The organism is Geodermatophilus sp. SYSU D00758, from assembly GCF_054049955.1.
Genome location: NZ_JBJGYK010000062.1, coordinates 1 through 21,867, shown reverse-complemented (window position 1 = coordinate 21,867; position 21,867 = coordinate 1). Strand labels below are relative to the sequence as shown.

Genomic DNA, 21,867 nt, shown 5'->3' with positions numbered 1-21,867 from the left:
CCGGCCCCGGCATCCGGGGGGGGCGGGCCGCCCGGGGGCGGGGCCGGAGACCCCCCGGGGCCCCCCCCCCCCCCCCGCCCCGGGGGGGGGGGGGGCCCCCGCGGGGCCCGGGAGGCTCCTGTCCTGCCGGCCGGGGGCCTCAGTCGCGCGGGTCCCGCGGACGGCCGAGGGCCTCTGCCCTGGGCTGACCCTGCGGAGGGACGGCCGCGGTCCCCTCCGGCGCGACGAAGTTCCCGTTGGGGCTGACCGACGGCGGGCCACCCACCTCCGGGGACGGCCGCTCCGGCGCGGCCGCGGCGGCCGGTGCCGCGCTCGGGGTCTTCTCCACGACGAGGACGAAGTCGTCGCCGTGGCGGGTGATGCCGTCGACGACGGCCTGCTCGATCGCCACCGTGGCGTAGCTGCCCCGCAGCACGACCGGATCGCGCCGGAGGTCCTTGACCAGGCTGACCGCCATGGCTGCCATCACCAGGGCGAAGGGCAGGGCCGCGATGATCGTCAGGTTCTGCAGCCCCGCCAGGGCGGCGCCGTCCTCGCCGAGGAGCAGCATGATGGCGGCGACGGAGCCCATCACCACGCCCCAGAACACGACGACCGAGCGGCTCGGCTCCAGGGTGCCGCGCTGCGAGAGCGACCCCATGACGATCGAGGCGGCGTCCGCACCGGAGACGAAGAAGATCGCCACCAGGACCATGACCAGCACGGTCGCGGCGGTGGCCAGCGGGTACTGCTCGAGGACGGCGAACAGCTGCCCCTCGGTCGTGCCCTGGCCGGCGACGTCGACGCCGGCGCGCTGGGTGGCGATGCCGGCACCGCCGAAGACGGCGAACCACAGGAGGCTGACCAGGCTGGGCACCAGGAGCACGCCGGTGACGAACTGGCGGATGGTGCGGCCCCGGCTGATGCGGGCGATGAACAGCCCGACGAACGGCGTCCAGCTGATCCACCAGGCCCAGTAGAAGACGGTCCAACCGCGCAGCCAGGCGGCCATCGGATCGCCGCCGGTGGCCTCCGTGCGCGCGGCCATGTCGCCGAGGTCGGAGAAGTAGCTGCCGACCGCGTCGGGGATCAGGTTGAGGATGAAGATGGTCGGGCCGGCGACGAACACGAACACCGCGAGGATCAGGGCCAGGACCATGTTGGTGTTGGCCAGCCACTGGATCCCGCGGGCGATGCCGGAGACGGCCGAGGCGACGAAGGCGGCGGTCAGCACGGCGATGACCGCGACCAGGAGGCCGTTGCCGAGGTCCCCGGCCCAGCCGAGGAGCTCCAGCCCGCTGCCGATCTGCAGGGCGCCGAGGCCGAGCGAGGCCGCCGACCCGAACAGCGTCGCGAAGATGGCCAGGACGTCGATGACCCGTCCGGCCGGGCCGGCGGCCCGCCGCTCGCCGAGCAGGGGGACGAAGGCGGAACTGATCAGCTGGCGGCGTCCCCGCCGGAAGGTGCCGTAGGCGATGGCCAGCCCCACGACGGCGTACATCGCCCACGGGTGCAGCGTCCAGTGGAACAGCGTCGTGGCCATCGCCGTCTCGATCGCCTGGGACGTCTCGGCCTCGGTCGTGAGCGGGGGCGGGGCGACGTAGTGCGAGAGCGGCTCGGCGACGCCGAAGAACATCAGCCCGATGCCCATGCCGGCGCTGAACATCATCGCGATCCAGGAGATGGTGCGGAACTCCGGGCGCTCGCCGTCCCGGCCCAGCGGGATCCGTCCGTACTTGCCGGCCGCCAGCCAGATCACGAAGACCACGAACGCCGACGCCAGCAGCACGAACAGCCAGCCCAGGTTCCCGGTGACCCAGCCGAGCACCGAGCCGCTCACGGTGCCCAGGCCCGTGGGGGTGGCGAAGCCCCAGACCACGAAGCCCAGTGCCATGACGGCGGCGACCGCGAACAGGACCCGGTCCACGGCCCAGTGCCGGTCGGCGACGCAGGGTGGCGGCTCCGCGATGGCCGGGTGGGTCCCGGTCACGGTCACGTCCCTGGCGTCGACGTGGGTGGGCTCCTCCCCCGCGCCACCGACGGGCGCCGGATGGGCGCCGGCGGTCTCCGACCGGTTCGGCCGGCGGGAGGCCGAGCCTTCCTCGCTGTGCGGTTGCTCCATGACACTCCCCTATCTCTGTTGCGTCATCCGAGACCGGCTTCGCATGAGGGAACCAGAGGGCGCGGTGGTGAACAAGGGTCCGACGTGATTCTTCACACAGTGCCGCTCCGGCGGGACCTCCTGTCACGTCGATGGAACGAACCGGGCACACCGGCTCCTCCGGATGGCCGCCCGCCCTCCCGCGGACGGCGGCCGCCCGGCCGGGACCACGCCGGCCCGCCGTCACCTCGACGTCCGCGCGGGAGTTCGGATACCCGAGGAGAAGGCCTCCCGAGCCGGACCGGCGGACCCGACCCGTGACCTCGGCCGGATCGGCGGCGCCGCCCTTGCGGCTGCGCGCCCGGGGACGAACGGCGACCCGGCGTTGCCACCGCCCGGGAGCGGGTAGGACGGTCGCATGGCAGGACAACTGGTCCGTTCCCGTTCGCAGCGCGTCATCGCCGGTGTCTGCGCCGCGCTGGCCGACCGGTTCGGCCTCTCCCGCACGCTGGTGCGCGTCGGCTTCGTGCTGTTCGGCCTCTTCGGGGTGGGCGAGATCGTCTACATCGTGCTGTGGATCCTCATCCCCAAGGGGCCGTGACCGTCCCCGGCGGGCCGTGAACCCGCCCCGGACGGGTCCGCTGCCTAGGGTGGCGGCGTGTTCTTGCTCTTCGGCTTCGGCACCGAGCAGCGGGACGTGGGCCCCGGAGAGGTCCGCACCTGCCCGCGCTGCGGCAACACCTCGCAGTGGAGGCGCATCCGCCGGTACGAGCAGTTCACGGTGTTCTTCGTGCCGATCGCCCGGTGGGGACGCCGGCGGCTCGAGGTCTGCGGCATCTGCGGCACCGCCGTCGAGGTCTGAGCCCGACCCCCGGCCGGTGACCGCTCCCGCTCCTGCCGCGGCACGGGCGCCGGCGTCCGGCTCCCACCGCACGCTCCCGTGCGCCCTAGGGGATCACCGCAGCACGCGGATCTCGATCCGGGTCCAGGTGATCTCGACCTGGCCGGGAAGCGGCTGCCGCTGCGCCCCGCCGACCGCGGCCTGCCACGCCATCCGACCCGCCACCTGCGCCACCTTCGCGGCCGCGACCGCGGTCAGCGCGAACGCCGATGCGGCGAGGACCGGCCTGGCGCCGGCCAGCCGCACCAGCGCCGGGACCGGCCGCCCGGCTGGTTCCGGCGCTCTGCCGCCCCGCGCGTGGCGGGACGCGATCGCCGTCCCGTTCCCGTCGAGGATCGCGTCGGGCTCCACAGGCTGGTGATCCGTCATCGCATCCTCCGTACGCGCGAGCCGCCGCACCGCGGGGCTGCCCCGCCCTCGAGGAGCGCCCCGCCCCGACCCCACGGTGCCGCACCCGGCGGCACCGCGCCTCCACGGGGATCGCGCCACCCGCTCGACGACCGCGAGGCGGGCAGCCGGGTGCTCCACGCACGAGGGGTGGGCCCGTCCACCGGGCGCTCCGGGACGGGACGTCCGTGACGGGTGCCGGAGGGCCGGCGCCGGCGCTACCGTCCTCCGGGTGCGGGTCCTCGTCGCCGCGCTCCCGGCCTTCGGCCACCTCTACCCGCTGATGCCGCTGGCGGCCGCGCTGCGTGCGGCCGGCGAGGACGTCGTGCTGGCGACGGCCGACCCGGTGGCCGCCCCGCTGCGGGCCGCGGGCTGGCGGGTGGAGGAGGTCCCCTGCGATGTCGCCGGTGGGCGACGGGAGCTGATCCGGACCCGGCCGGAGCTCGCGGAGCTACCGCCGGCCGAGCGGTGGCGCCTGGGCAACGCGCTGTTCGCCGAGCTGCTGCCGGCCACCACGGCTCCCCGGCTGCTCGACGTCGTGGCCCGCCTGCGTCCCGATCTGGTGATCTACGAGGACGCCGACCTCGGGGCAGCCGTCGCCGGCGCCGTCACCGCGGTTCCCGTCGTCCGGCACGGTCTCGGCCCACTGCCCGGCGCCGTGCAGGAACGACTGGCCGACACACTGCGCGAGAACTGGCCGGTCCCCGGCACCGCTCCTCCCGAGGGACCAGCCGTCCTCGGGATCCGGTACCTCGACACCTACCCGCCCGCCCTGCGCACCGGCCCCGCCGAGCTCCCGATCCCGGCCATCCCGATGCGGCCGGTGCCCTGGAGCGACCCCGAGGTGCCGATGCCGGCCTGGGTCCTCGCCTCCCGCTCCCGCCCACTGGTCTACCTGACCCTCGGGACCGTGCCCTTCGTCGCCCTGCCCGTCCTGCGCGAGGCGGCCCGGGGGCTGGCCGCGCTGGACGTCGACGTCCTGGTGGCCACCGGCCCCGAGGGAGACCCTGGCGCGCTACGGCCGCTGCCCGAGCACGTCCAGGTGACGCGCTTCCTCCCGCAGGCGGCCGTGCTCGAGCACGTCGGCCTGGTCGTGCACCACGGTGGCAGCGGCACCACGCTCGCATGCCTGGCCCGCGGCCTACCGCAGCTGGTCCTGCCGCAGGCCCTGCCGGACCAGGCCCTCAATGCTGCCAACGTGCACGCCGCCGGGGCCGGGCTGGCGCTGCCGCCCCACGAGGTCACCGCCGACACCGTGGCCGATCGGGCCCGGACGCTGTTGCGCGAACCTCGCTACAGCGAGCGAGCGCACCGCGTGCGAGAGGACGTCGACCGGATGCCCAGCCCCGCCGAGACGGTCCCGGCCCTCCGTGCACTCGCATCCTGCAGCTGACCACGGTCGAGCACGTGGTGGTGACGCCGGGGCCGCCGCCGATGCGCGTTCACCCGTCCCTCGCTGCCCGATCGCGTGCCGCCGACCACCACCCACGAGGGCCACCCGGGTGGCAGGGCCTCCGCACCCGCCACCAGCAGCCGGTGCCACCACATGACGACCGGGGTGGCGACCTGCCGCCCACCGGCTCAGGACGAGGCGTGGCGCCGGTCCACGGACGCGAGGAGGTCCACCGGTCCCGGCGCCCGGCCGGTGTCGCCGGAGCGGTCCAGCGGCTACCGTCGACCCCGACGTGACCTCAGTCACAAGGGGGACCCCGGTGACGACCACGACCCCGCACCAGCGCCCGGGCCGCCGTACCGGCGCGGTCAGAGCCGTCCCGCAGACCGAGTCCGAGGCGCTGGCCTCGGTGGAGAGCGCCGAACCCGTGGGCCTGCCGACCCCGAGGGGCATGGTCCGCGGCGTCGTCGCCACCCTCACCCAGCCGCGCCCGGTCGCCCGGGAGGTCGCGCACCTCGCCCGTGACACCGTCAGGATCCTGCGCGGCACCGACGGGATCGCGCCGAGGCCCGGGGACAAGCGGTTCACCGACCCGGCCTGGACCCTGCACCCGGGCTACCGGCGCCTGCTGCAGTCCTACCTCGCGGTCGCCGGGTCACTGGACCGGCTGCTCGCCGACCACGAGGCCGGCGGAGCCGATTGGCGCGAGGTCGAGCAGGCGCGGTTCGTCCTCACCGCGGTGACCAGCGCCATGGCCCCCACCAACACGCTGCTCGGCAACCCGGCGGCCCTCAAGCGCGCCTTCGACACCGCCGGCCGCAGCCTGCTCCGCGGCACGCGGAACATGCTGCACGACGTGGTCCGCAACGGCGGCCTGCCCACGCAGGTCGACCGCAGCGCCTTCACCGTGGGCGAGGACCTCGGGATCACCCCCGGGTCGGTCGTGTACCGCGACGAGGTCGTCGAGGTGATCCAGTACGCCGCCTCGACGCCGCGGGTCCGGCGGCGTCCCCTGGTGATCGTCCCGCCCCCCATCGGGCGCTTCTACTTCCTGGACCTCCGCCCGGGGCGCAGCCTCGTCGAGTACGCCGTGTCCCGGGGCCTGCAGGTCTTCATGATCAGCTGGCGCAACCCGACCCGGGAGCAGTCCGAGTGGGACCTGGACACCTACTCCGGCAGCGTCCTCCGGGCCGTCGACGTCGCCCGGGAGGTCACGGGCTCCCCCGACGCGGTCACCATGGGCTTCTGCGCCGGCGGCCAGATCATGACCACCGCGCTCAACCACCTGGCCGCCGCCGGCGACGACCGGGTCTCCGCCGCCGCGTACGCGGTCACCCTGCTCGACTTCTCCAGCCGTGCGCCGCTCGGCGCCTTCTCCGGACCACGGCTGCTCGAGCTCGCCCGCCGCAACAGCCGCCGGCGCGGGGTGATCAGCGCCCGCGACATGGGAACGGTGTTCACCTGGATGCGCCCGGACGACCTGGTCTTCAACTACGTGGTCAACCAGTGGCTCATGGGCGAGGACCCGCCCGCGTTCGACATCCTGGCCTGGAACGCCGACGGCACCAACCTGCCGGCCCGGCTGCACGAGCAGTTCCTGGACATCTTCGGCGGCAACGCGCTGGCCCGGCCGGGCGCGCTCCGGGTGCTGGACACCCCGGTGCACCTCAGCCGGATCACCGTCCCCACGTTCGTCACCGGAGCGCTGACCGACCACCTGACCCCGTGGGACGGCTGCTACCGGACGACCCAGCTGCTCTCCGGCCCGAGCACCTTCGTGCTCAGCTACAGCGGCCACATCCAGAGCCTGGTCAACCCGCCCGGCAACCCGAAGGCGCACTACTGGACCGGTGGGGAACCCGGGCCGGACCCGAACGCCTGGCGCGCGGCGGCCGAGCGGCACACCGGCAGCTGGTGGGAACGCTGGGCGGAGTGGGCCATCGAGAAGTCCGGGGAGGAGGTGCCCGCACCGGACTCGCTCGGCAGTGCCGCGCACCCGCCGCTGGAGCCCGCCCCCGGCTCCTACGTGCGCGACCGCGTCCCGGCCTGACCCCCCACCGGTCGCCCCGGGCCCGTGGGCCGGGCCGCAGCGGGACCGCCGTCCCGCGACGTCGCGCTGTGCGTCGCGGCGCTTCGGGCCGGCGGGGTGGCCGGGCGCACGGCGACGCGGATCGCATCCACGTCGGTGACAGCGAATACGGTTCCCCGTGGTGCCGGTTGATGCCACGCTCGTAGAGGTGACGGGGTCACTCCTGCGTCGCATGCCGGTGCACGGCCGACGAACGGAGCAGGCGGTCATCGCCTCCGTGTTGGCCGCGCCCCGTCACGGCCGCAGCGGCGTCCTCGTCGTGCGCGGGCCGGCCGGGGTGGGCAAGTCGACCCTGCTGGAGCTGGCGGTGGAGGGTGCCAAGGACCTCCGGGTGCTCCGGGCGCGCGGGGTGGAGTCCGAGGCGGAGCTGCCCTTCGCGGGGCTGCACCAGCTCCTGCACCCGGTGCTCGACCGCCTGCCGTTGCTGGCCGCCCCTCAGCGACGGGCACTGGCCACGGCGCTCGGACTCGAGGACGGACCGACGGATGCCGGACCCTCCGAGCGGTTCCTCGTCGCGCTGGCGGCCCTGGGTCTGCTGGGCTCGGCGGCCGAGCAGTCGCCGGTCGTCTGCCTCGTGGACGACGCGCACTGGCTCGACCACGCGTCGGCCAGCGCGCTGCTGTTCGTCGCCCGTCGGCTGGGCGCCGACCCGATCGCCGTGCTCCTCGCGGTCCGGGACCCGGACCCCCGCTCCCTGCCCGCCGCCGATCTGCCGGAGCTGCAGATCGGCGGTCTGGACGTCGACGCGGCCGCCGCCCTGCTGGCGGAGCGGACCGCGACCCACGTGGACCCCGGGGTCTGCGAGCAGCTCGTGCACTGGACCGAGGGCAATCCCCTCGTGCTCAGCGAGCTCCCGTCGGTCCTGACTGCGGAGCAGCTGGCGGGTCTGGCCCCGCTGCCGTCCCCCCTCCCCCTGCCGAGCGACGTGCAGCACGTCTTCGCGGACCGTGTCCAGCGCCTGCCGGACGACGCACGTTCGCTGCTGCTCCTCGTCGCGGCCGAGGACAGCGGGGACCTGGCCCGGCTGACGACGGCCGCGCGCATGCTGGGCCTTCCCGACGGCGCGCTCGAGGCCGCAGAGACCAGCGGGCTGATCGCCGTCCGGGAGGGGGTCATCGGCTTCCGCCACCCGCTGATCCGTTCGGTCGTGTACCAGGCCGCCACCACTCTCCGGCGACGGGAGGTGCACCGGGCGCTGGCCCGGGCGGCGGGGGCGGTCGGGGATGCCGACCGCCGGGCCTGGCATGCGGCGGCGGCTGCGCTGGAGCCGGAGGAGGCGGTCGCCGCGGACCTCGAGCGGGCGGCGGCCAGGGCCTGCGACCGGGGCGGGTTCGAGGCCGCCACGGCCGCGCTCGTCCGGGCCGCCGACCTCAGCTCCGACGGCCGCAGCCGCTGCCGCCGCCTGGTCTCGGCCGCCGGGAACGCCTGGAACGCCGGGCACCTCAGGGAAGCGGCCCAGCTGCTCCTCATCGCCCGACCGCTGGCCTCGGACGTCATCCTCCGGACGGACGTCGACCGGCTCCGCGGGTGGCTCGAGTTCACCATCGGCTGCCCTGCGACGGCGCACCACATCCTCGTCGACGCCGCCGGCGCCGTGGCCTCGAGGGACAGCTCACGGGCCCGTTCCATGCTGGCCGCCGCCGCGGAGTCGGCGTGGCTGTCCCCGGACGAGGGCGTGGGCGTCGGCGTGGGCGTCGGCGTGGGCATGGGCGTGGGCGTCGAGATCAGACGGGCCATGACCGACCTCGCTCCCGCGCGGGACGGCCGTGACCGGCTGCAGGCCGATCTGCTCGCCGGCTTCCTCGCCTTCCACGAGGGACGGCCGCACGAGGCCGTCCCGCTGATCGCGGGGGCGGTGGCGGCCGCCGAGCGGCTCGGGGACAAGGACCTGCTCGCGGCGGCGGCCCAGGACGCGCACTACATCGCGGACGACGACGCTGCGCTGCGGCTGACCACCAGGGAGGCGGCACGGGCGCGGGCGGACGGCGCGGCCGCGGACCTGCTGTTCGCCCTTCCCCGGCTGATCCACGCCGAGCTCCTGCACGGCCACTGGACGGCAGCGGCCGCAGGAGCGTCCGAGGCGCTGCGCCTGGCCGACAGCATGGGCGACCCCGAGCTGTCCGCGCTGCCGCTCGCCTGGCTCACGCTGCTGAGCTCCCTGCGGGGCGACCTCGACGGGTCCCACCGCTACGCCGCCCGGGCCGGTGCTCTGGCCGAGAGGCACCCCCTGGGGGTGTACCGGCAGCCCATGCTGCAGATCATCCGGTGGGCGGGGGCCACGGAGAAGCTCGCCGCGGCGCGGCCGGTCTCGGCGTTCGTGCTCGTCGACGGCCTCGATCACCCGGTGGTGGCCGCGATGGCGACGGCGGACCGCGTGCAGGCCGCCGCCCAGGCGGACCACCGCGACCGCGCCCAGCGGTGGTTGGCGGACGCCGAGGCGTTCGCCGCGGCCACCCGCTCGTGCTGGGCCGAGGCCATGGCGGCACACTGCCGAGCCGTGCTGTCCGAGGGCGCGGTCGCCGCCGAGCACTTCGACGAGGCGCTGCGCCGGCACGAGGGCTCCCGCCGTCCCTTCGATCGCGGGCGCACGCTCCTGGCCTACGGAGAACTCCTGCGCCGCTCGCGCCGGCGCGCCCAGGCGCGCGCTCACCTGGCGGCGGCCCTCGACGTCTTCGAGGACCTGGGCGCAGCGCCCTGGGCCGAGCGGGCCCGGTCGGAACTGCGGGCCTGCGGCGAGACCAGCCACCGGCGCGACCCGTCCGCGTTGCAGCGCCTCACCCCCCAGGAGCTCCAGGTGGCGCGGTTCGTGGCCACCGGGTTGCCCACGCGTGCCGTGGCTGCGCAGCTGTTCCTGAGCCCGCGCACGGTCGACTTCCACCTCCGGAACGTCTTCACCAAGCTGGGCATCAGCTCACGGGCGGAGCTCGCGGCACACCGGCTGGACTGAGGTCGGCCCTGGCCGCGGATCCCGGCATTTTCGCCGGTGCGTCTCCGCGCCCCGCACCCCTAGCGTCGGTCCGCACCGATCGAGCCGCTGCAAGGGGTCGCGATGACCACCCAACTCGAACCCGACCTGCGCCCCAGCTACCTGGAGCACCGTGCCATGCGGACCGACGCCGAGCGCCTGGCCCGGCTCGTCGCGGCCGCCCAGCCGTCCGACGGCGAGCGGCTGGAGGCAGTGGCCGCCTGGTACGCCCGGTACGAGGGAGCGATCCACGACCACCACACCGCCGAGGAGGCGGTGGTCTACCCCGCGCTGCTGGAGCGGGACCCGTCCTTCGCCCAGGCCGACGGCGAGCTGGAGGCGCAGCACCGGATCCTGGCCGACCGCCTCACCGTCGCGCGCGAGAGCCTCGGTGGGCTGGCATCGGCGGCCGGCGGTCCGGCCTGGGAGCGGGAGGCCGCAGAAGCCGTCCTCGCGGCCGAGGCGCTGCGGGAGATCATCGACACGCACACCCGCCACGAGGAGGACGTCGCGTTCTCCCGCTACCGGCGGGCCTTCACCGCGGAGGAGTTCGCCGAGCTGGGCAAGGCGGCCTGGAAGGTGGTGGGCGCCCGCGCCGTGGTGTTCGCCGGTCCGTGGGTCCTCGACCACGCCACCCCCGAGGAGCGCGCCCGCACGCTGGCCGCGCAACCACTCCTGCTGCGGCTGCTCTACCGCCTGTGGCTGCGCCCTCGCTACCTGCGGATCTCCCGACCGCTCCAGCTCCCGTCTCCCCCCGCAGCACCCCGGCCGGAGGCCTGACATGCCCACCACCCCGTGGCGCAGCGCCGCCACCCCGGAGCCCGCGACCGACTACGTCGTCCTGGCCAGCCGCCTCCCCCTGCGCTCGATCACGCGGGTCCCGTGGTTCACGGGACTCACCGTCTCGGTCGTCCGCCAACTGGAGCGGACCCCCGGGCTGGTCGGCTACAGCCTGCGCGCGCAGCCGTTGGCCAAGACCTTCTGGACGCTGTCGGCCTGGGAGGACCACGAGGCGCTGGGTGCCTTCGTCCGGGAGCTGCCGCACCGGGCGGTGATGGGCAAGCTCCGTCCGCACATGGGCGCCACGCGCTTCGTCAGCTGGACGGTGCCCGGTAGCGAGCTGCCGATCTCGTGGGACGACGCCACCGCCCGCCTGGCCGGCGCGGCGGCGACCGGCCCCCGGAGGCGGTGAACCGCGGGACGCGGACGCACGCCGCCACGGCTCCCGAGCACCACCGGGCACTCACCGTCGTCCGAAGCCCGCCGCCACCGACCGACAGGCGGTGGGTGGCGGCGGCCGTCAGCGGCGGCGGCCGTCAGCGCACCGTCGCCGGTTCCTCGGCCTCGGCTCCGGACCTGTGCCGCACCAGGCCCACGCCGAGGGTCAGCATGCCCGCCACCAGGACCACCGCTCCCACGTAGGCCAGGTTGACCAGAGGGTTGGGCTCGGTGGCGTCCGGGCTCAGCACCGAGAGGAAGTAGGCGACCGGGAGCAGGATCGCAGCGGCGGGGAACGCGAGTCGGACGAACCACCGCGTGCGCTCCGCGAGGCTGGTCTCGTCGACGTAGCGGAGCGCGACCAGGGAGAGGATCAGCAGCACGCCGGCGTGGGCGTGACCGGCTCGCCACAGGTCCTGGCGCAGCGGGTTCTCGGTGTACCCGGCATCGCTCACCAGCAGGGTCAGGACGCTCACGCCACCGATGACCACCGTGGGCATGACGATCAGGAGCACCCCGGCCACCCGACGGGACTGCGGGCTCATGGGACACCTCCGCGCATGGAACTCGGCCGATGGACGAGCGGACGGTAGGCCTGATCCGGACGGATCCGTACCGGCGAAATTGCCTGACCGGGTGGGGTGCGGGCGGACGACGTGCTCCGCCCGCTGTCACCAGTCGGTGGTGAGCAGGTCCGCCAGGGGACGGCCGGCCTCCGCCTCGATGCGGGCGGCGCTGCCCGCCTCGCCCCACCGGTCGTCCAGGGCGGCTCGTGTGCGTGCCCGGACCGGCCGGTCCGTGGGGAAGACGGCAGCCGCGATCGACCGGCGGATGCCGTCGGCCGCGCCGGTGAGACGGGCAGCACCGTCCGGGTCGGCCGAGGCCAGCGCGACGCTCGCGAGCCCGTCGAGCGCCCGGGCGACGGTCTCCCGGCTGCCCGTGGCGCGGCCGTGCCCGAGCGCCTCGCGGAGGACCTGTGCCGCGCCGTCGAGATCCCCGCGCGCGGTGCGAGCGAGGCCGAGGTTCACCAGGGCGTTGCCGAGGAAGACCTCCGTCCCGCTCCGACGGGCCAGGGCGACGCTCTCCTCGAGCAGCGGCACAGCCTCGTCCGGCTCGTCCCGGAACAGCGCCGCCCCGCCGAGGGAGAGCAGGGCGAAGGCCAGGCCCCACGGCTCGTCGAGCTGCCGGAAGGCGGCCACGGCCGACGCGAGCATCTCCTCGCCGGCACCGGGGTCGGTGCCCGCCACGAGGAGGCCCAGGGGGATCTGCGCGAGGGCGGAGGAACGACGATCACCGAGCCCCCGGTACAGCTCGGCCGCCGTCTGCAGGGCCGGCCGCGCCCGACCACCGTCACCCTGACCGAAGGCGAGCATCCCGAGGACCAGGAACGCATCGGCCCGCACGGGGTCGGGCAGCTCCGACCCGTGCGCCAGCAGCTCGTCCATCCAGCCGATCCCCCGGCTGAAGAGACCGTGCACCCACCAGAACTGCCACAGGCTGCGGGCCAGTCCGGCCGCCGCTGCCCGGTCCCGGTCCAGCAGCGTGCGCATGGCCGCGTCGAAGTTCGCGGCGTCCGCCAGGTAGCCGGCCGACGATGCACCCAGGGGTTCCCGGTCCGTGGGCTCGATCCGGGACGCGAGGGCGCGGAAGAACGCGGCGTGCGCCGCGTGGATCCGCTCGGCCTCCCCGCCGGCCACCAGCCGTTCCAGCGCGAACTCGCGCACGGTGTCCAGCATGGCCAGCCGTGGCCCACCCGGGGCGGTGTGCTCCGGACGGACGAGGCTCTTGTCCACGAGGGACCCCACCGCGGCGACCGGGTCGGGTACCCGCCGGTCCCCGCACACCGACTCCGCGGCCGCCAAGGAGAAGCCCCCGACGAAGACGGCCAGCCGGGCGAACACCACCTTCTCGTCGTCGTCGAGCAGGTCGTGGCTCCACTCCAGCGTCCGCCGGATCGTGCGTTGGCGCTCCGGGAGGTCCCGGGGCCCGCCGGTCAGGACGGCGAGGCGCGAGTCCAGCCGCCGCAGCATCTCCGCCGGCTCCAGCAGCCGCACCCGCGCTGCTGCCAGCTCGATCGCCAGCGGCAACCCGTCCAGTCGCCGGCAGATGTCGACCACGGCCTGCAGCTGCGGCCCGTCCAGGTCCAGGTCGGCGCGGGCGGCCCGTGCCCGGTCCAGGAACAGCCGCACCGCCTCGCTCGCGACGGCGGCCCGGATCGGTGCACCGGGACCGGCCGTCTGCAACGCAGGCACGACGAGCACGTGCTCGCCCGTGAGGTGGAGGACCTCTCGGCTGGTGGCCAGCACGGTGAGCCCTCCGGCTGCCGACAGGAGCTCCGTGATCAGCGGTGCCGCTCCGACCACCTGCTCGAGGTTGTCGAGCACCAGCAGCACGCGCCGCGGTCCGAGGAACGCCGCCAGGGCTCGTCGTGGGGACCGGCCGCCCTCCTCCACCAGGCCGAGTGCCGTCGCCACCGTGCCGGCCACGCGGTCCGGTGACCGCACCGCGTCGAGGGGCACGGCCGCCACCCCGTCGGGGAACGCGCCCCGGACCTCCCCGGCGACGTGCATCGCCAGCCGCGTCTTCCCGATGCCGCCCGGCCCGACGAGCGTCACCAGCCGGGTGGCCGGCTCGGTCAGCAACTCCCGGAGCCGGGCGACCTCGCGCTGCCGGCCGATGAGCGAGCTGACCGGAGCGGGTAGCTGCCAGGTCACGGCGGGCTCGCCCTCCGCGGGCGGCTCCGGGGCGTCGAACCGCTCGCTGAGCAGGACGGCGAGGTCGTCGGCCACCAGCGCGGTGAGTTCGTCCGCCGTCGCGAAGCTGCGGTAGGACAGGCCGTCCGACCGGATCCGGTCGATCATCGCGGACAGCCGCGGATCCCGATCAGGAGCCGGCGTCTTCAGGTAGACCAGCTTCGGCTTGCCCTCCGCCGCCAGGTACTCGTCCTCCAGACCGGAGAGCCCCTGACCTGGCGCCACCCACCCGTACTGCTGCCAGTAGAGGGCGACGAACACGTGGCTCTGCTCCAGGTACGCGAGGTACAGCTCCCGCGGGGGATGCGGCCGCGCCCCGAGCTCGAAGAGCACCGGGGTCAGCCGCAGCCGCTCGACGGCAGCGCGCACGGCCACCCGCTCGGCGGCCAGCTCCTGCATCGTGGAGCTGACGAAGACCCGGAGGCGCTGGTCCGGGGTCCGGATGGACACGGCAGTCCTCGCAACACGGCCGGACGGGAACTCGGCTCTGGCGAGCCCACGCTAGCGGTGCAGGCCACCCCGTGGACGCGCTCGGCCCTCCCGGTCCCGGGGCGGTGGCGCACCCCGCGCCCGGGCTGCCGGGCGGGAGCTCGACCGGCTGTCGCCGCCTCCTCCACGCTGCCCGGCGCCGGCGCCGGCGCCGGCGCCGACGACGAGGGCAGGGAGCCCTCGCCGTGCGGCCGCCGGGTCAGGCCGTCGGCGCCGTTCCGCGATGACCGGGACACCGGTGGGGTCGCGGTCAGCCTCGGGCCGACGCGCCGCTGCTCCCCGTCCCGGGGGCAGCCGCATGCGGTGACGAGGACCGGATCGCCTCGTCGGCGCCGAGTGCCCGCGTGGCATGACCGCGGTACACGACGCCGAGGTAGCCGAGGAGGCTCCGGTCCTCGGCCGGCTGGGCTCGATGACCGACGTAGCCGTCCGGCCGGACGAGGTGGACGGCGCCGTCCTGCGCCCCGTAGAGGCGGTGCGCCTCCCCGTCGACGTCGTGGGGGACGTGTTCGTCGGAGACGTCACCCGGCGGCGCCCCCGGCGGCAACACCAGGCAGCGCCGCACCTCGCCGTCCCCGAGCGCCTGCACTCGCCGCCCCAGCCCGTCCAACCGCTCCCACTCCGGCGGCTCCGCGTGCATCCCCGGGAAGAGCAGCAAGGACCAGTGCGGCCCCCGGAGGTGATCGAACAACCGAACCGGCTCACCACCCGCATCCTGGCCGCGGGCGTCCGGCGCCCGGTCGCCACCGTGCGGGCCCCGGCTGAACCGCAGCCACCCGAGCAGGGTCACGTCCTGGTGCCCGCCCACTGCCGGTGTCCTCCACAGCGGGAAGGGGGCCTCGTGGTCCTGCGCCAGGGGGCCATGGCGATATCCCACCCCCAGCTCCGCCGCTCGATCCAGGATCACCCGCTGGACGGCACCCACCTGGAGGAGCGGTGCGAGCACCCTCTCGCGCAGCACGCGCATCAGCGGGTGGGCCGAGAACACGACGCCGTGGCCCACGTCGCTGCCGCGCAGCACCGAGCGGGCAACCGGGAGTCGCTCCTGCTCGTAGGTGTCGAGCAACCGGTCCGACGCCTTCCCCCCGAGCACGAGCGCGACCTTCCAGCCGAGGTTGCAGGCGTCCTGGATCCCGGTGTTCATGCCCTGCCCCCCGGCCGGGCTGTGCACGTGGGCCGCGTCCCCCGCGACGAAGACCCGTCCCACCCGGTAGCGGTCCACCATGGCCACCCGGGGTGAGAAGTTCGACAGCCACGTCGCGTCGTGCAGGTGGACGGACGGCAGCCCGCGCTCGGCGAGCAGCCGCTGGAACAGCTCCAGCGACGCGGGCTCGACGCCGCCGTCGGGAGCGACGTCGACGCTCGCCTGCACCTGCCAGACGCCCGCACCGGTCAGCGGGTCAGCGGCCAGGTAGTTCCTCCCGTCGAACCAGGCGTGCGAGACCCCTGGCTCGAGTCCGTCGATGCGCACGTCGCCGAGGACGAGGTGCTGGGCCTTCGCGGCGCCGACCATGCGCAGCCCCACCAGGTCCCGGACGGCGCTGTGCCCCCCTCGCAGGCGACCACGTAGCGCGCCCGGACGCGTTCGGCCGCTCCTGCCCCCTGCGCCGGGACCACCGTCGCTGTCACGCCCTCGACGTCCTGCTCGACCGCGGACACCTCGCGGCCGAGCTCGACCCTGCCGCCCAGGGACTCCAGCCGTTCGCGCAGCACCTGCTCGGTGCACCACTGCGGGATGATCAGGAGATCGGGGTACGGAACGCCCGGAGCCGGCGGCCGCGCCGGCACCCGTACCTCCGCGGTCAGCCGGCCTCCGACGTACAGACGGAGGTCGTTGTCCCGCCGTCCCCGCTCCAGCGCGGCCTCGGCGATCCCCAGGTCGTCGAAGATCTCGAGGCTCCGGGGCTGGAGCCCCTTGCCGCGCGACCGGTGGTGCGCCTCGGCGGCCTTCTCGACCAACCGGCAGTCGATCCCCCGCCGCCGCAACTCGCACGCCAGCGTCAGGCCGGTCGGCCCCGCCCCCACGATGAGGACGTCGGTGTCGCTCGTGCTCACCGGTCATCGACCTCCCGAGCCGTGGACGCGCCCGGCCGGCTCGCGCGCAGGCAGGGGCACCTCGGCAGCGCCGTGACCCGACCCGGTACGTGGCCGGGGAGTGCGGCGCAAAGCACGCCGCGGCCACACGGGTCGCAACGGGGCCACGCGCCCGTCGCACCCGACCTGCCGTCTGGCACCCCGGCCCGGGCCGGGCGCGGTGGCCGCGGCGCCCGCTGCTGGCCCGGGAACCGGAGCTGCGCGGGGCCCGGGAGCCCGCGCGGCCGTGATCACGGGGCGAGGCGCCACGGGCCGATCCCTGGTCGCTCGCCGGCCCGGCCTCGGCCGAGCCGACGTCCCCGCCGGGCGGGGACGCCCCAGCGCTCACGAGCAGGGGCGAGGAGATGGCGCCCGCACCGCGCGGACGTCACGGGTCACGGGCGCGGCGTGGCCGCCGGGGTCCGCACGCGCTCCGGACGGAGGCCCATGCCGATGAACCGGCCGGTCAGGTACCGCAGCGCGGGCAGCCTGCGGATCAGGCGGACGGGGAGCGGGTCCGGTCGGCCCGGGCCGGCCGGACCCGACCGGGGGTAGAGGTTGCCGACCACCCTGATCTGGAAGGCCTGCGTCAGGCGGGTGGCCGCCTCCCTCCGCCGCTGGACGCTGCGCAGGTCACCGGTCGTCGGACCGCCGGCGCGGAAGGCGGGCACCAGGACGTTGGCGGCGGCGACGGCGTCCTGGATGGCGAGGTTGATGCCGACGCCTCCCGCGGGCGACATCGCGTGCGCCGCGTCCCCGATGCACAGCAGGCCGGGGCGGTACCACGTGCGCAGCCGGTCCACCCGCACGCTGAGCAGCTTGACCTGCTCCCAGTCGACCAGGTCCTCCAGCCGGTCGGCGAACCCCGGCACCAGGGCGGCGACCGCCGCCCGGAACGCCGGCAGCCCGCGCTGCCGCACGCGGTCGAAACCCTGGTGCGGGATGACGTACGCGAGCTGCCAGTACGCGTCCCGGTTGATGGAGATCAGGACGCTGTCGCCCTCGCTCCTGAAGAAGGGGACCTCCTCGTCGCCCGTCCGGGCTAGCCGGAACCACAGGACGTCGATCGGTGGTGACGTCGCGACCACCTCCAGCTCCGCCCGCCGGCGGACCACGGAGTCGCGCCCGTCGGCGGCGAGGACCAGGTCGGCGCGGACCTCGAGCGGCCCGTCCGCTGTCTCGGCCCGCACACCGGCGACCCGCCCCGCGTCGAGGACCAGGCCGGTGACCTCGGCCCGCCGGAGGAGGCGGAAGGTCGGGTGGGCCTTCGCCTGGTCGTGCAGGAAGTCGAGGAAGTCCCACTGCGGCACGAAGGCGATGAACCCGTACGGCCGGAGCCGGGTGAACTCGGCGATCGTCACGGGACCGGATGCGGTCTCCATGGTCACGCGCGGCATCCGGGTGTGCGGCAGGGCGAGGAACTCCTCGGCGAGGTCCAGCTCCGCGAGGACCCGCAGCGTGGCCGGGTGGATCGTGTCGCCCCGGAAGTCGCGGAAGAAGTCCTCGTGCTTCTCCAGGACCGTCACGTCCACGCCCGCGCGGGCCAGCAGCAGGCCGGCCGTCATCCCCGCCGGCCCACCGCCGACCACGCAGCACGTCGTCGCCGCCATGCGCATGCAGCTCACCTTGGCGCTGTCCCGGTTGACGGTCCACCGGTCCTCGCGCGGCGAACCTCTTGCCGTGAGATCCGGTGGGCTGGTCGTCCCCCGTCACCTCCCGGGACCGGGTCCCGGGAGGTGACGGGGGCGGGTCGGAGGCGTGGGCCTCAGCGGGCGGCACCGGGCCGGGCGTCCCTGGTCAGCCGCGGCCGGACGGCGAGCGCCACGGACGCGGTCAGCAGCGCCACCGCGGCCACGGCGAACACGGTCGGCTGGCCACCGGAGAGCAGCCGGTCGACGAGGCCGTCCTCGTTGTTCGAGGTGTTCCACACCGCGTGCAGCACCGCGACGGCCAGCACGCTGTCGGCGGCCGCCCGGAGCACCACGCCGACCATGAGCCGGAACAGCACGCTGACCGCCAGCAGCAGCCCCACCCCGAAGGCCACCGAGGCCGCGGAGAAGTCGCCGACGAACTGCAGCGGCAGGTGGATCGCGGCGAACGGCACGGCGGTGAGCGCGGCCGCTCGGACCAGACCGTGCCGCTCCTCCAGCCGGGTCTGCAGGAACCCGGCCCAGACCGTCTCCTCCCACAGGTTGGCCAGCACCAGGGCGACGACCAGCGCGAGGATCTCGTCGCCCAGGACGCCGAGGAGGTCCGAGGTCTGCAGCGACCGGCCGCTCGCCACGCCCAGCGCCAGCGTGGCCAGCGGGATCGCGAACAGCACGACGGCCCACCAGAGCGGGCTGACCCGCCAGCGGAACGTGCGACCGAGCAGCGCGCGCACCCCGGCGCGGCCATCGGTCACCGAGGTGACCCAGAGCGCGGCCGGCATCATCACCAGCACCAGGGTGGCGAAGATCCAGATCTCGCCCGGGAGCCCCCCGTCGGGCAGCACGCCGTGGTCGGTGAGGGCCGCCAGGGACATGACCGGCCCGCCGAAGGTGAAGGCCAGGGCGAGGAACGCGGTCAGCGGCCGGCGGGCCGCCCAGCCGCGGAGACCGCCGGCCGGGTCCCCTCGCCGGGGATACGCGGCCGCGGTGCCGGAGCGGGTCTGCGGAGCGGACATGGCGGGACCTCTCTCAGGAGTGCTTGGCCGGGTGCAGAACAGGGGCGCCGACGCAGACCGCCGGCACGACGGACCCCGCCGGGAGCCCGGCGGTGTCACGGGCGAGGACGACGGACGCACGGTGCTCGGCCTCGACCAGGCACAGGCAGCGGGCCTGGTCGGGCAGGTGGAGCGCGCCGCACCACCGGACGTCGATCCCCGCGTTCCGCAGCCGGGAGACGGCGTGTCGCAGCGCCCGGCACATGCCGCGGACGTCGGAGGCCCCGCCGGCGCCCGCCCGCAGCTCCACGAGGAACAGGGCGGGTGCGGTGCCGTCGGCGTGCGCGCTCACCCCGCCACCGTGTCGCCGGGGGCGCGGGAGGACATCGGGCATTCCCCGGAGGGAGGTACGGGTAGCGCCCGGGAGCCGTACCGGATCGCTACCGTCCCCGTCATGTCCGGACCGCCCGCCGCGGGCACCGGGTTCCGCCTCCCGGCCGAGCGCAGCTCCTTCGTGGGCCGCCGGCGCGAGCTCGCGGAGCTGCGCCACCTGCTGACCGAGGCCCGGCTCGTCACGCTGGTGGGGCCCGGCGGCGTCGGTAAGACCCGCCTGGCGCTGCGTGCCGCCGCGGACCTGCGCCGCTCCTTCCCGGGAGGTGCCGCCCTGGCCGACCTCACCGCCGTCGACGACCCGGCGCTGGTCGTCCAGCAGGTGGCCGCGGCCCTGGACGTCCGGGACGTGTCGGGCCGGTGGCTGGGTGCGGGCCTCGCCGAGGTCCTGGGCGACCGGCAGCTGCTCCTGGTCCTCGACAACTGCGAGCACCTGCGCGACGCCTCCGCCGTCCTCGTCGACGGGCTGCTCGGCGCCTGCCCGGGGCTGCGGGTGATCGCTACCAGCCGGCTGCCCCTCGACGTGGGCGGGGAGGCCCTGCTGCCGGTGCCGCCCCTCGGCGTGCCCGCGCCCGGCGAGCCCGGCGACGGCGCCCGCCACGAGGCGGTCGCCCTGCTCGAGCAGCGGGCCGGTGCCGCGGCGGCCGGGCAGGCGCTGCGCGGTGCGGACGCCGCCGTCCTCGGGGAACTCTGCCGCCGCCTCGACGGGATCCCGCTGGCGATCGAGCTGGCCGCCGTCCGGCTGCGGACCCTCACCCCCGCCGACCTCCTCGCCCACCTCGACGACCGGTTCCGGCTGCTGGGCCGCAGCGGGACCGCCGTCCCGGAGCGGCAGCGCACCCTGCGGGCGACCGTGGGGTGGAGCCACGACCTCCTCGCCCCCGCCGACCGCGTGCTGTGGCGGCGGGTGGCGGTGTTCGCGGGGGAGTTCGACCTCGCGGCCGCCGAGACCGTCTGCGCGGACGCCGCCCTGCCGGCGCCGGCGGTCCTCGACGGGATCACGCGGCTGGTCGACGCCTCGCTGCTCGACGTCGTCCGCGGGCCCGCCGGCCACCGCTTCCGCATGCTGGAGACCGTCCGCGCCTTCGGCCGCGAGCTGCTCGAGGACTCGACGGAGGCCCGAGCCGTCCGTGCCCGACACCGGGACCGGTGCGCGGCCCTGGCGGCCGACGCCGCCCGCAGGTACGTCACCCCGGACCAGGTGGTCGCCTTCGACCGGCTCGCCGCCGAGCACGCCGAGCTGGCCGCGGCGCTGGCCTGGTGCCTGGCGACGCCGGGCGAGGAGGCCGCCGGGCTCGCCCTGGCCGCCGACCTGTGGCTGTACTGGGAGGCGCGCGGCCACCTCGGCGAGGGACGGCGGTGGCTGGACCTGCTGCTGCAGGCCTGCCCGTGGGAGTCCCCGGCGCGCGTGCGCGGTCTCGCCACGGCGGGGTTCCTGGCGCTGGGGGCCACCGACCCGGACACGGCGCTGCCGCTGCTCGAGGAGGCGTTGGCGGGCGCCGTCACCGCCGGTCAGGAGTTCGAGGCCGCCTTCGCCACCGAGTACCTCGGGCAGGCGGCGCTGTTCCGGGGCGACCTGACCGCCGCCGAGCGGCTGCTGGCCGACGCGGCCGACCGCCACCGGCGGCTCGACCCCCGCTACGCCGCGTTCCCCACGGCCGACCTCGGGATCGCCGCGCTGCTGCGGGGAGATCCCGAGGCGGCGGCCGAGGCCCTGGAGGAGAGCCTGGCGCTGGGCGCTGGCGGCGACCCGTGGACCCGCTCGCACGCGCTCTGGGGCCTCGGCCTGGTCCGGCTGCGGACCGGCCGCCCCGAGGAGGCGGCGCGGCTGGAGGCCGAGGCGCTGCGCCTCGTGCGCGAGGTGGACGACCGCAGCGGGGTCGCGCTGTGCGTGGCGGCGCTCGGCTGGTCGGCCGCCGAGCTCGGCCAGGACGAGCACGCCGCCCGCCTCCTCGGCGCCACCGAGGCGGTCTGGCAGTCCATCCCGGCCGACCCGCCGGCACCGGTGGCCGCGCTGGGGCGGACGTACACCGCCGCCGTCCGAGGCGCTCTCGGCGAAGCGCGGTGGTCGGCGCGGTCGCGGGAGGGCCGGGCGCTGGACCGGCCGCGGGCGGTCGCCCTCGCGCTCGGCGAGCGGCCCGGCTCCGGCCCGGCCGCCGCCCCCGACCAGCCGGCCGAGCCGCTGACGCCCCGCCAGTGCGAGGTCGCCGACCTGGTGGCACAGGGGCTGACCGACCGGCAGATCGCCGCCCGGCTGGTCATCTCACCGCGCACCGCGGAATCCCACGTCGAGCAGATCCTCGTACGGCTCGGTGTCCGCTCCCGCGCGGAGATCGCCGCCTGGGCGGCGGTCCGGCCACCGGCCCGCTGAGGCCGGGTCGCCGTCGCGCGCGAGCGCTGCGGGCAGCTGCAGCACTCCCGCGCGGAGCCCGCCGGCAACGGCCCTGGGGGCGGGGGGGGGGGGGGGGGGGGGGGGCCCCCCCCC

At 75.8% G+C, this 21,867-nt stretch carries 15 protein-coding genes and 1 pseudogene; 8 read left to right on the top strand and 8 right to left on the bottom strand.

The features are described 5' to 3' along the window. Positions 1-139 precede the first annotated feature (139 nt). Entirely contained in the window at positions 140-2,101 is a 1,962-nt protein-coding gene (locus tag ACI8AC_RS24025) for a BCCT family transporter (RefSeq protein ID WP_456900370.1), read from the bottom strand. Between the two features lie 397 nt (positions 2,102-2,498). On the opposite strand from ACI8AC_RS24025, the gene ACI8AC_RS24020 reads away from it, so the two are divergent. Together ACI8AC_RS24020 and ACI8AC_RS24015 are read left to right on the top strand one after the other, a co-directional pair. After that, positions 2,499-2,681, top strand: a complete 183-nt coding sequence (locus tag ACI8AC_RS24020) for a PspC domain-containing protein (RefSeq protein ID WP_456900369.1) — start codon at positions 2,499-2,501, stop codon at positions 2,679-2,681. A 57-nt stretch (positions 2,682-2,738) separates the two neighbouring features. Further along, entirely contained in the window at positions 2,739-2,942 is a 204-nt protein-coding gene (locus ACI8AC_RS24015) for a zinc-ribbon domain-containing protein (protein ID WP_456900368.1), read from the top strand. A 93-nt stretch (positions 2,943-3,035) separates the two neighbouring features. Here ACI8AC_RS24015 and ACI8AC_RS24010 read toward each other — a convergent pair whose 3' ends face one another. After that, entirely contained in the window at positions 3,036-3,350 is a 315-nt protein-coding gene (locus ACI8AC_RS24010; RefSeq protein ID WP_456900367.1) for a hypothetical protein, read from the bottom strand. A 250-nt stretch (positions 3,351-3,600) separates the two neighbouring features. On the opposite strand from ACI8AC_RS24010, the gene ACI8AC_RS24005 reads away from it, so the two are divergent. The 5 genes from ACI8AC_RS24005 (at position 3,601) to ACI8AC_RS23985 (ending at position 11,007) form a co-directional block, all read left to right on the top strand. Next, positions 3,601-4,761 carry a glycosyltransferase gene (locus ACI8AC_RS24005; protein WP_456900366.1) on the top strand — a complete coding sequence of 387 codons (1,161 nt, stop codon included), beginning with the start codon at positions 3,601-3,603 and terminating at the stop codon, positions 4,759-4,761. A 319-nt stretch (positions 4,762-5,080) separates the two neighbouring features. Next, positions 5,081-6,811 (top strand): PHA/PHB synthase family protein, encoded by a 1,731-nt coding sequence (locus ACI8AC_RS24000; RefSeq protein ID WP_456900365.1) that lies wholly within the window; start codon positions 5,081-5,083, stop codon positions 6,809-6,811. A gap of 187 nt (positions 6,812-6,998) precedes the next feature. Next, positions 6,999-9,797, top strand: coding sequence for an AAA family ATPase (locus ACI8AC_RS23995; RefSeq protein ID WP_456900364.1), 2,799 nt, complete (start codon positions 6,999-7,001; stop codon positions 9,795-9,797). A 102-nt stretch (positions 9,798-9,899) separates the two neighbouring features. Next, the gene (locus ACI8AC_RS23990; protein ID WP_456900363.1) at positions 9,900-10,595 is read left to right on the top strand and encodes a hemerythrin domain-containing protein; all 696 of its coding nucleotides are present in this window, start codon (positions 9,900-9,902) and stop codon (positions 10,593-10,595) included. A gap of 1 nt (position 10,596) precedes the next feature. Further along, on the top strand, positions 10,597-11,007 hold the full coding sequence (locus ACI8AC_RS23985) for a DUF3291 domain-containing protein (protein WP_456900362.1): 411 nt from the start codon (positions 10,597-10,599) through the stop codon (positions 11,005-11,007). A gap of 124 nt (positions 11,008-11,131) precedes the next feature. Here ACI8AC_RS23985 and ACI8AC_RS23980 read toward each other — a convergent pair whose 3' ends face one another. The 6 genes and pseudogenes from ACI8AC_RS23980 to ACI8AC_RS23955 all read right to left on the bottom strand — a co-directional run bounded on the left by ACI8AC_RS23980 (position 11,132) and on the right by ACI8AC_RS23955 (position 19,344). After that, a complete protein-coding gene (locus ACI8AC_RS23980; RefSeq protein WP_456900361.1) occupies positions 11,132-11,578 on the bottom strand; it encodes a hypothetical protein in 447 nt (148 codons plus the stop codon). A gap of 126 nt (positions 11,579-11,704) precedes the next feature. After that, positions 11,705-14,236, bottom strand: a complete 2,532-nt coding sequence (locus ACI8AC_RS23975) for an ATP-binding protein (RefSeq protein WP_456900360.1) — start codon at positions 14,234-14,236, stop codon at positions 11,705-11,707. 289 nt (positions 14,237-14,525) lie between these two features. Further along, positions 14,526-16,300 (bottom strand): annotated as a pseudogene (locus ACI8AC_RS23970) (FAD-dependent monooxygenase). Between the two features lie 443 nt (positions 16,301-16,743). Then, positions 16,744-17,964 carry an FAD-dependent oxidoreductase gene (locus ACI8AC_RS23965; RefSeq protein WP_456900359.1) on the bottom strand — a complete coding sequence of 407 codons (1,221 nt, stop codon included), beginning with the start codon at positions 17,962-17,964 and terminating at the stop codon, positions 16,744-16,746. A 149-nt stretch (positions 17,965-18,113) separates the two neighbouring features. Beyond that, positions 18,114-19,013: a CPBP family intramembrane glutamic endopeptidase gene (locus tag ACI8AC_RS23960; RefSeq protein WP_456900358.1), complete on the bottom strand. Its 900-nt coding sequence runs from the start codon at positions 19,011-19,013 to the stop codon at positions 18,114-18,116. Positions 19,014-19,026: 13 nt separating this feature from the next. After that, positions 19,027-19,344 (bottom strand): hypothetical protein, encoded by a 318-nt coding sequence (locus ACI8AC_RS23955; protein ID WP_456900357.1) that lies wholly within the window; start codon positions 19,342-19,344, stop codon positions 19,027-19,029. A 102-nt stretch (positions 19,345-19,446) separates the two neighbouring features. On the opposite strand from ACI8AC_RS23955, the gene ACI8AC_RS23950 reads away from it, so the two are divergent. Further along, positions 19,447-21,753, top strand: a complete 2,307-nt coding sequence (locus tag ACI8AC_RS23950; RefSeq protein ID WP_456900356.1) for an ATP-binding protein — start codon at positions 19,447-19,449, stop codon at positions 21,751-21,753. Positions 21,754-21,867: the final 114 nt, after the last annotated feature.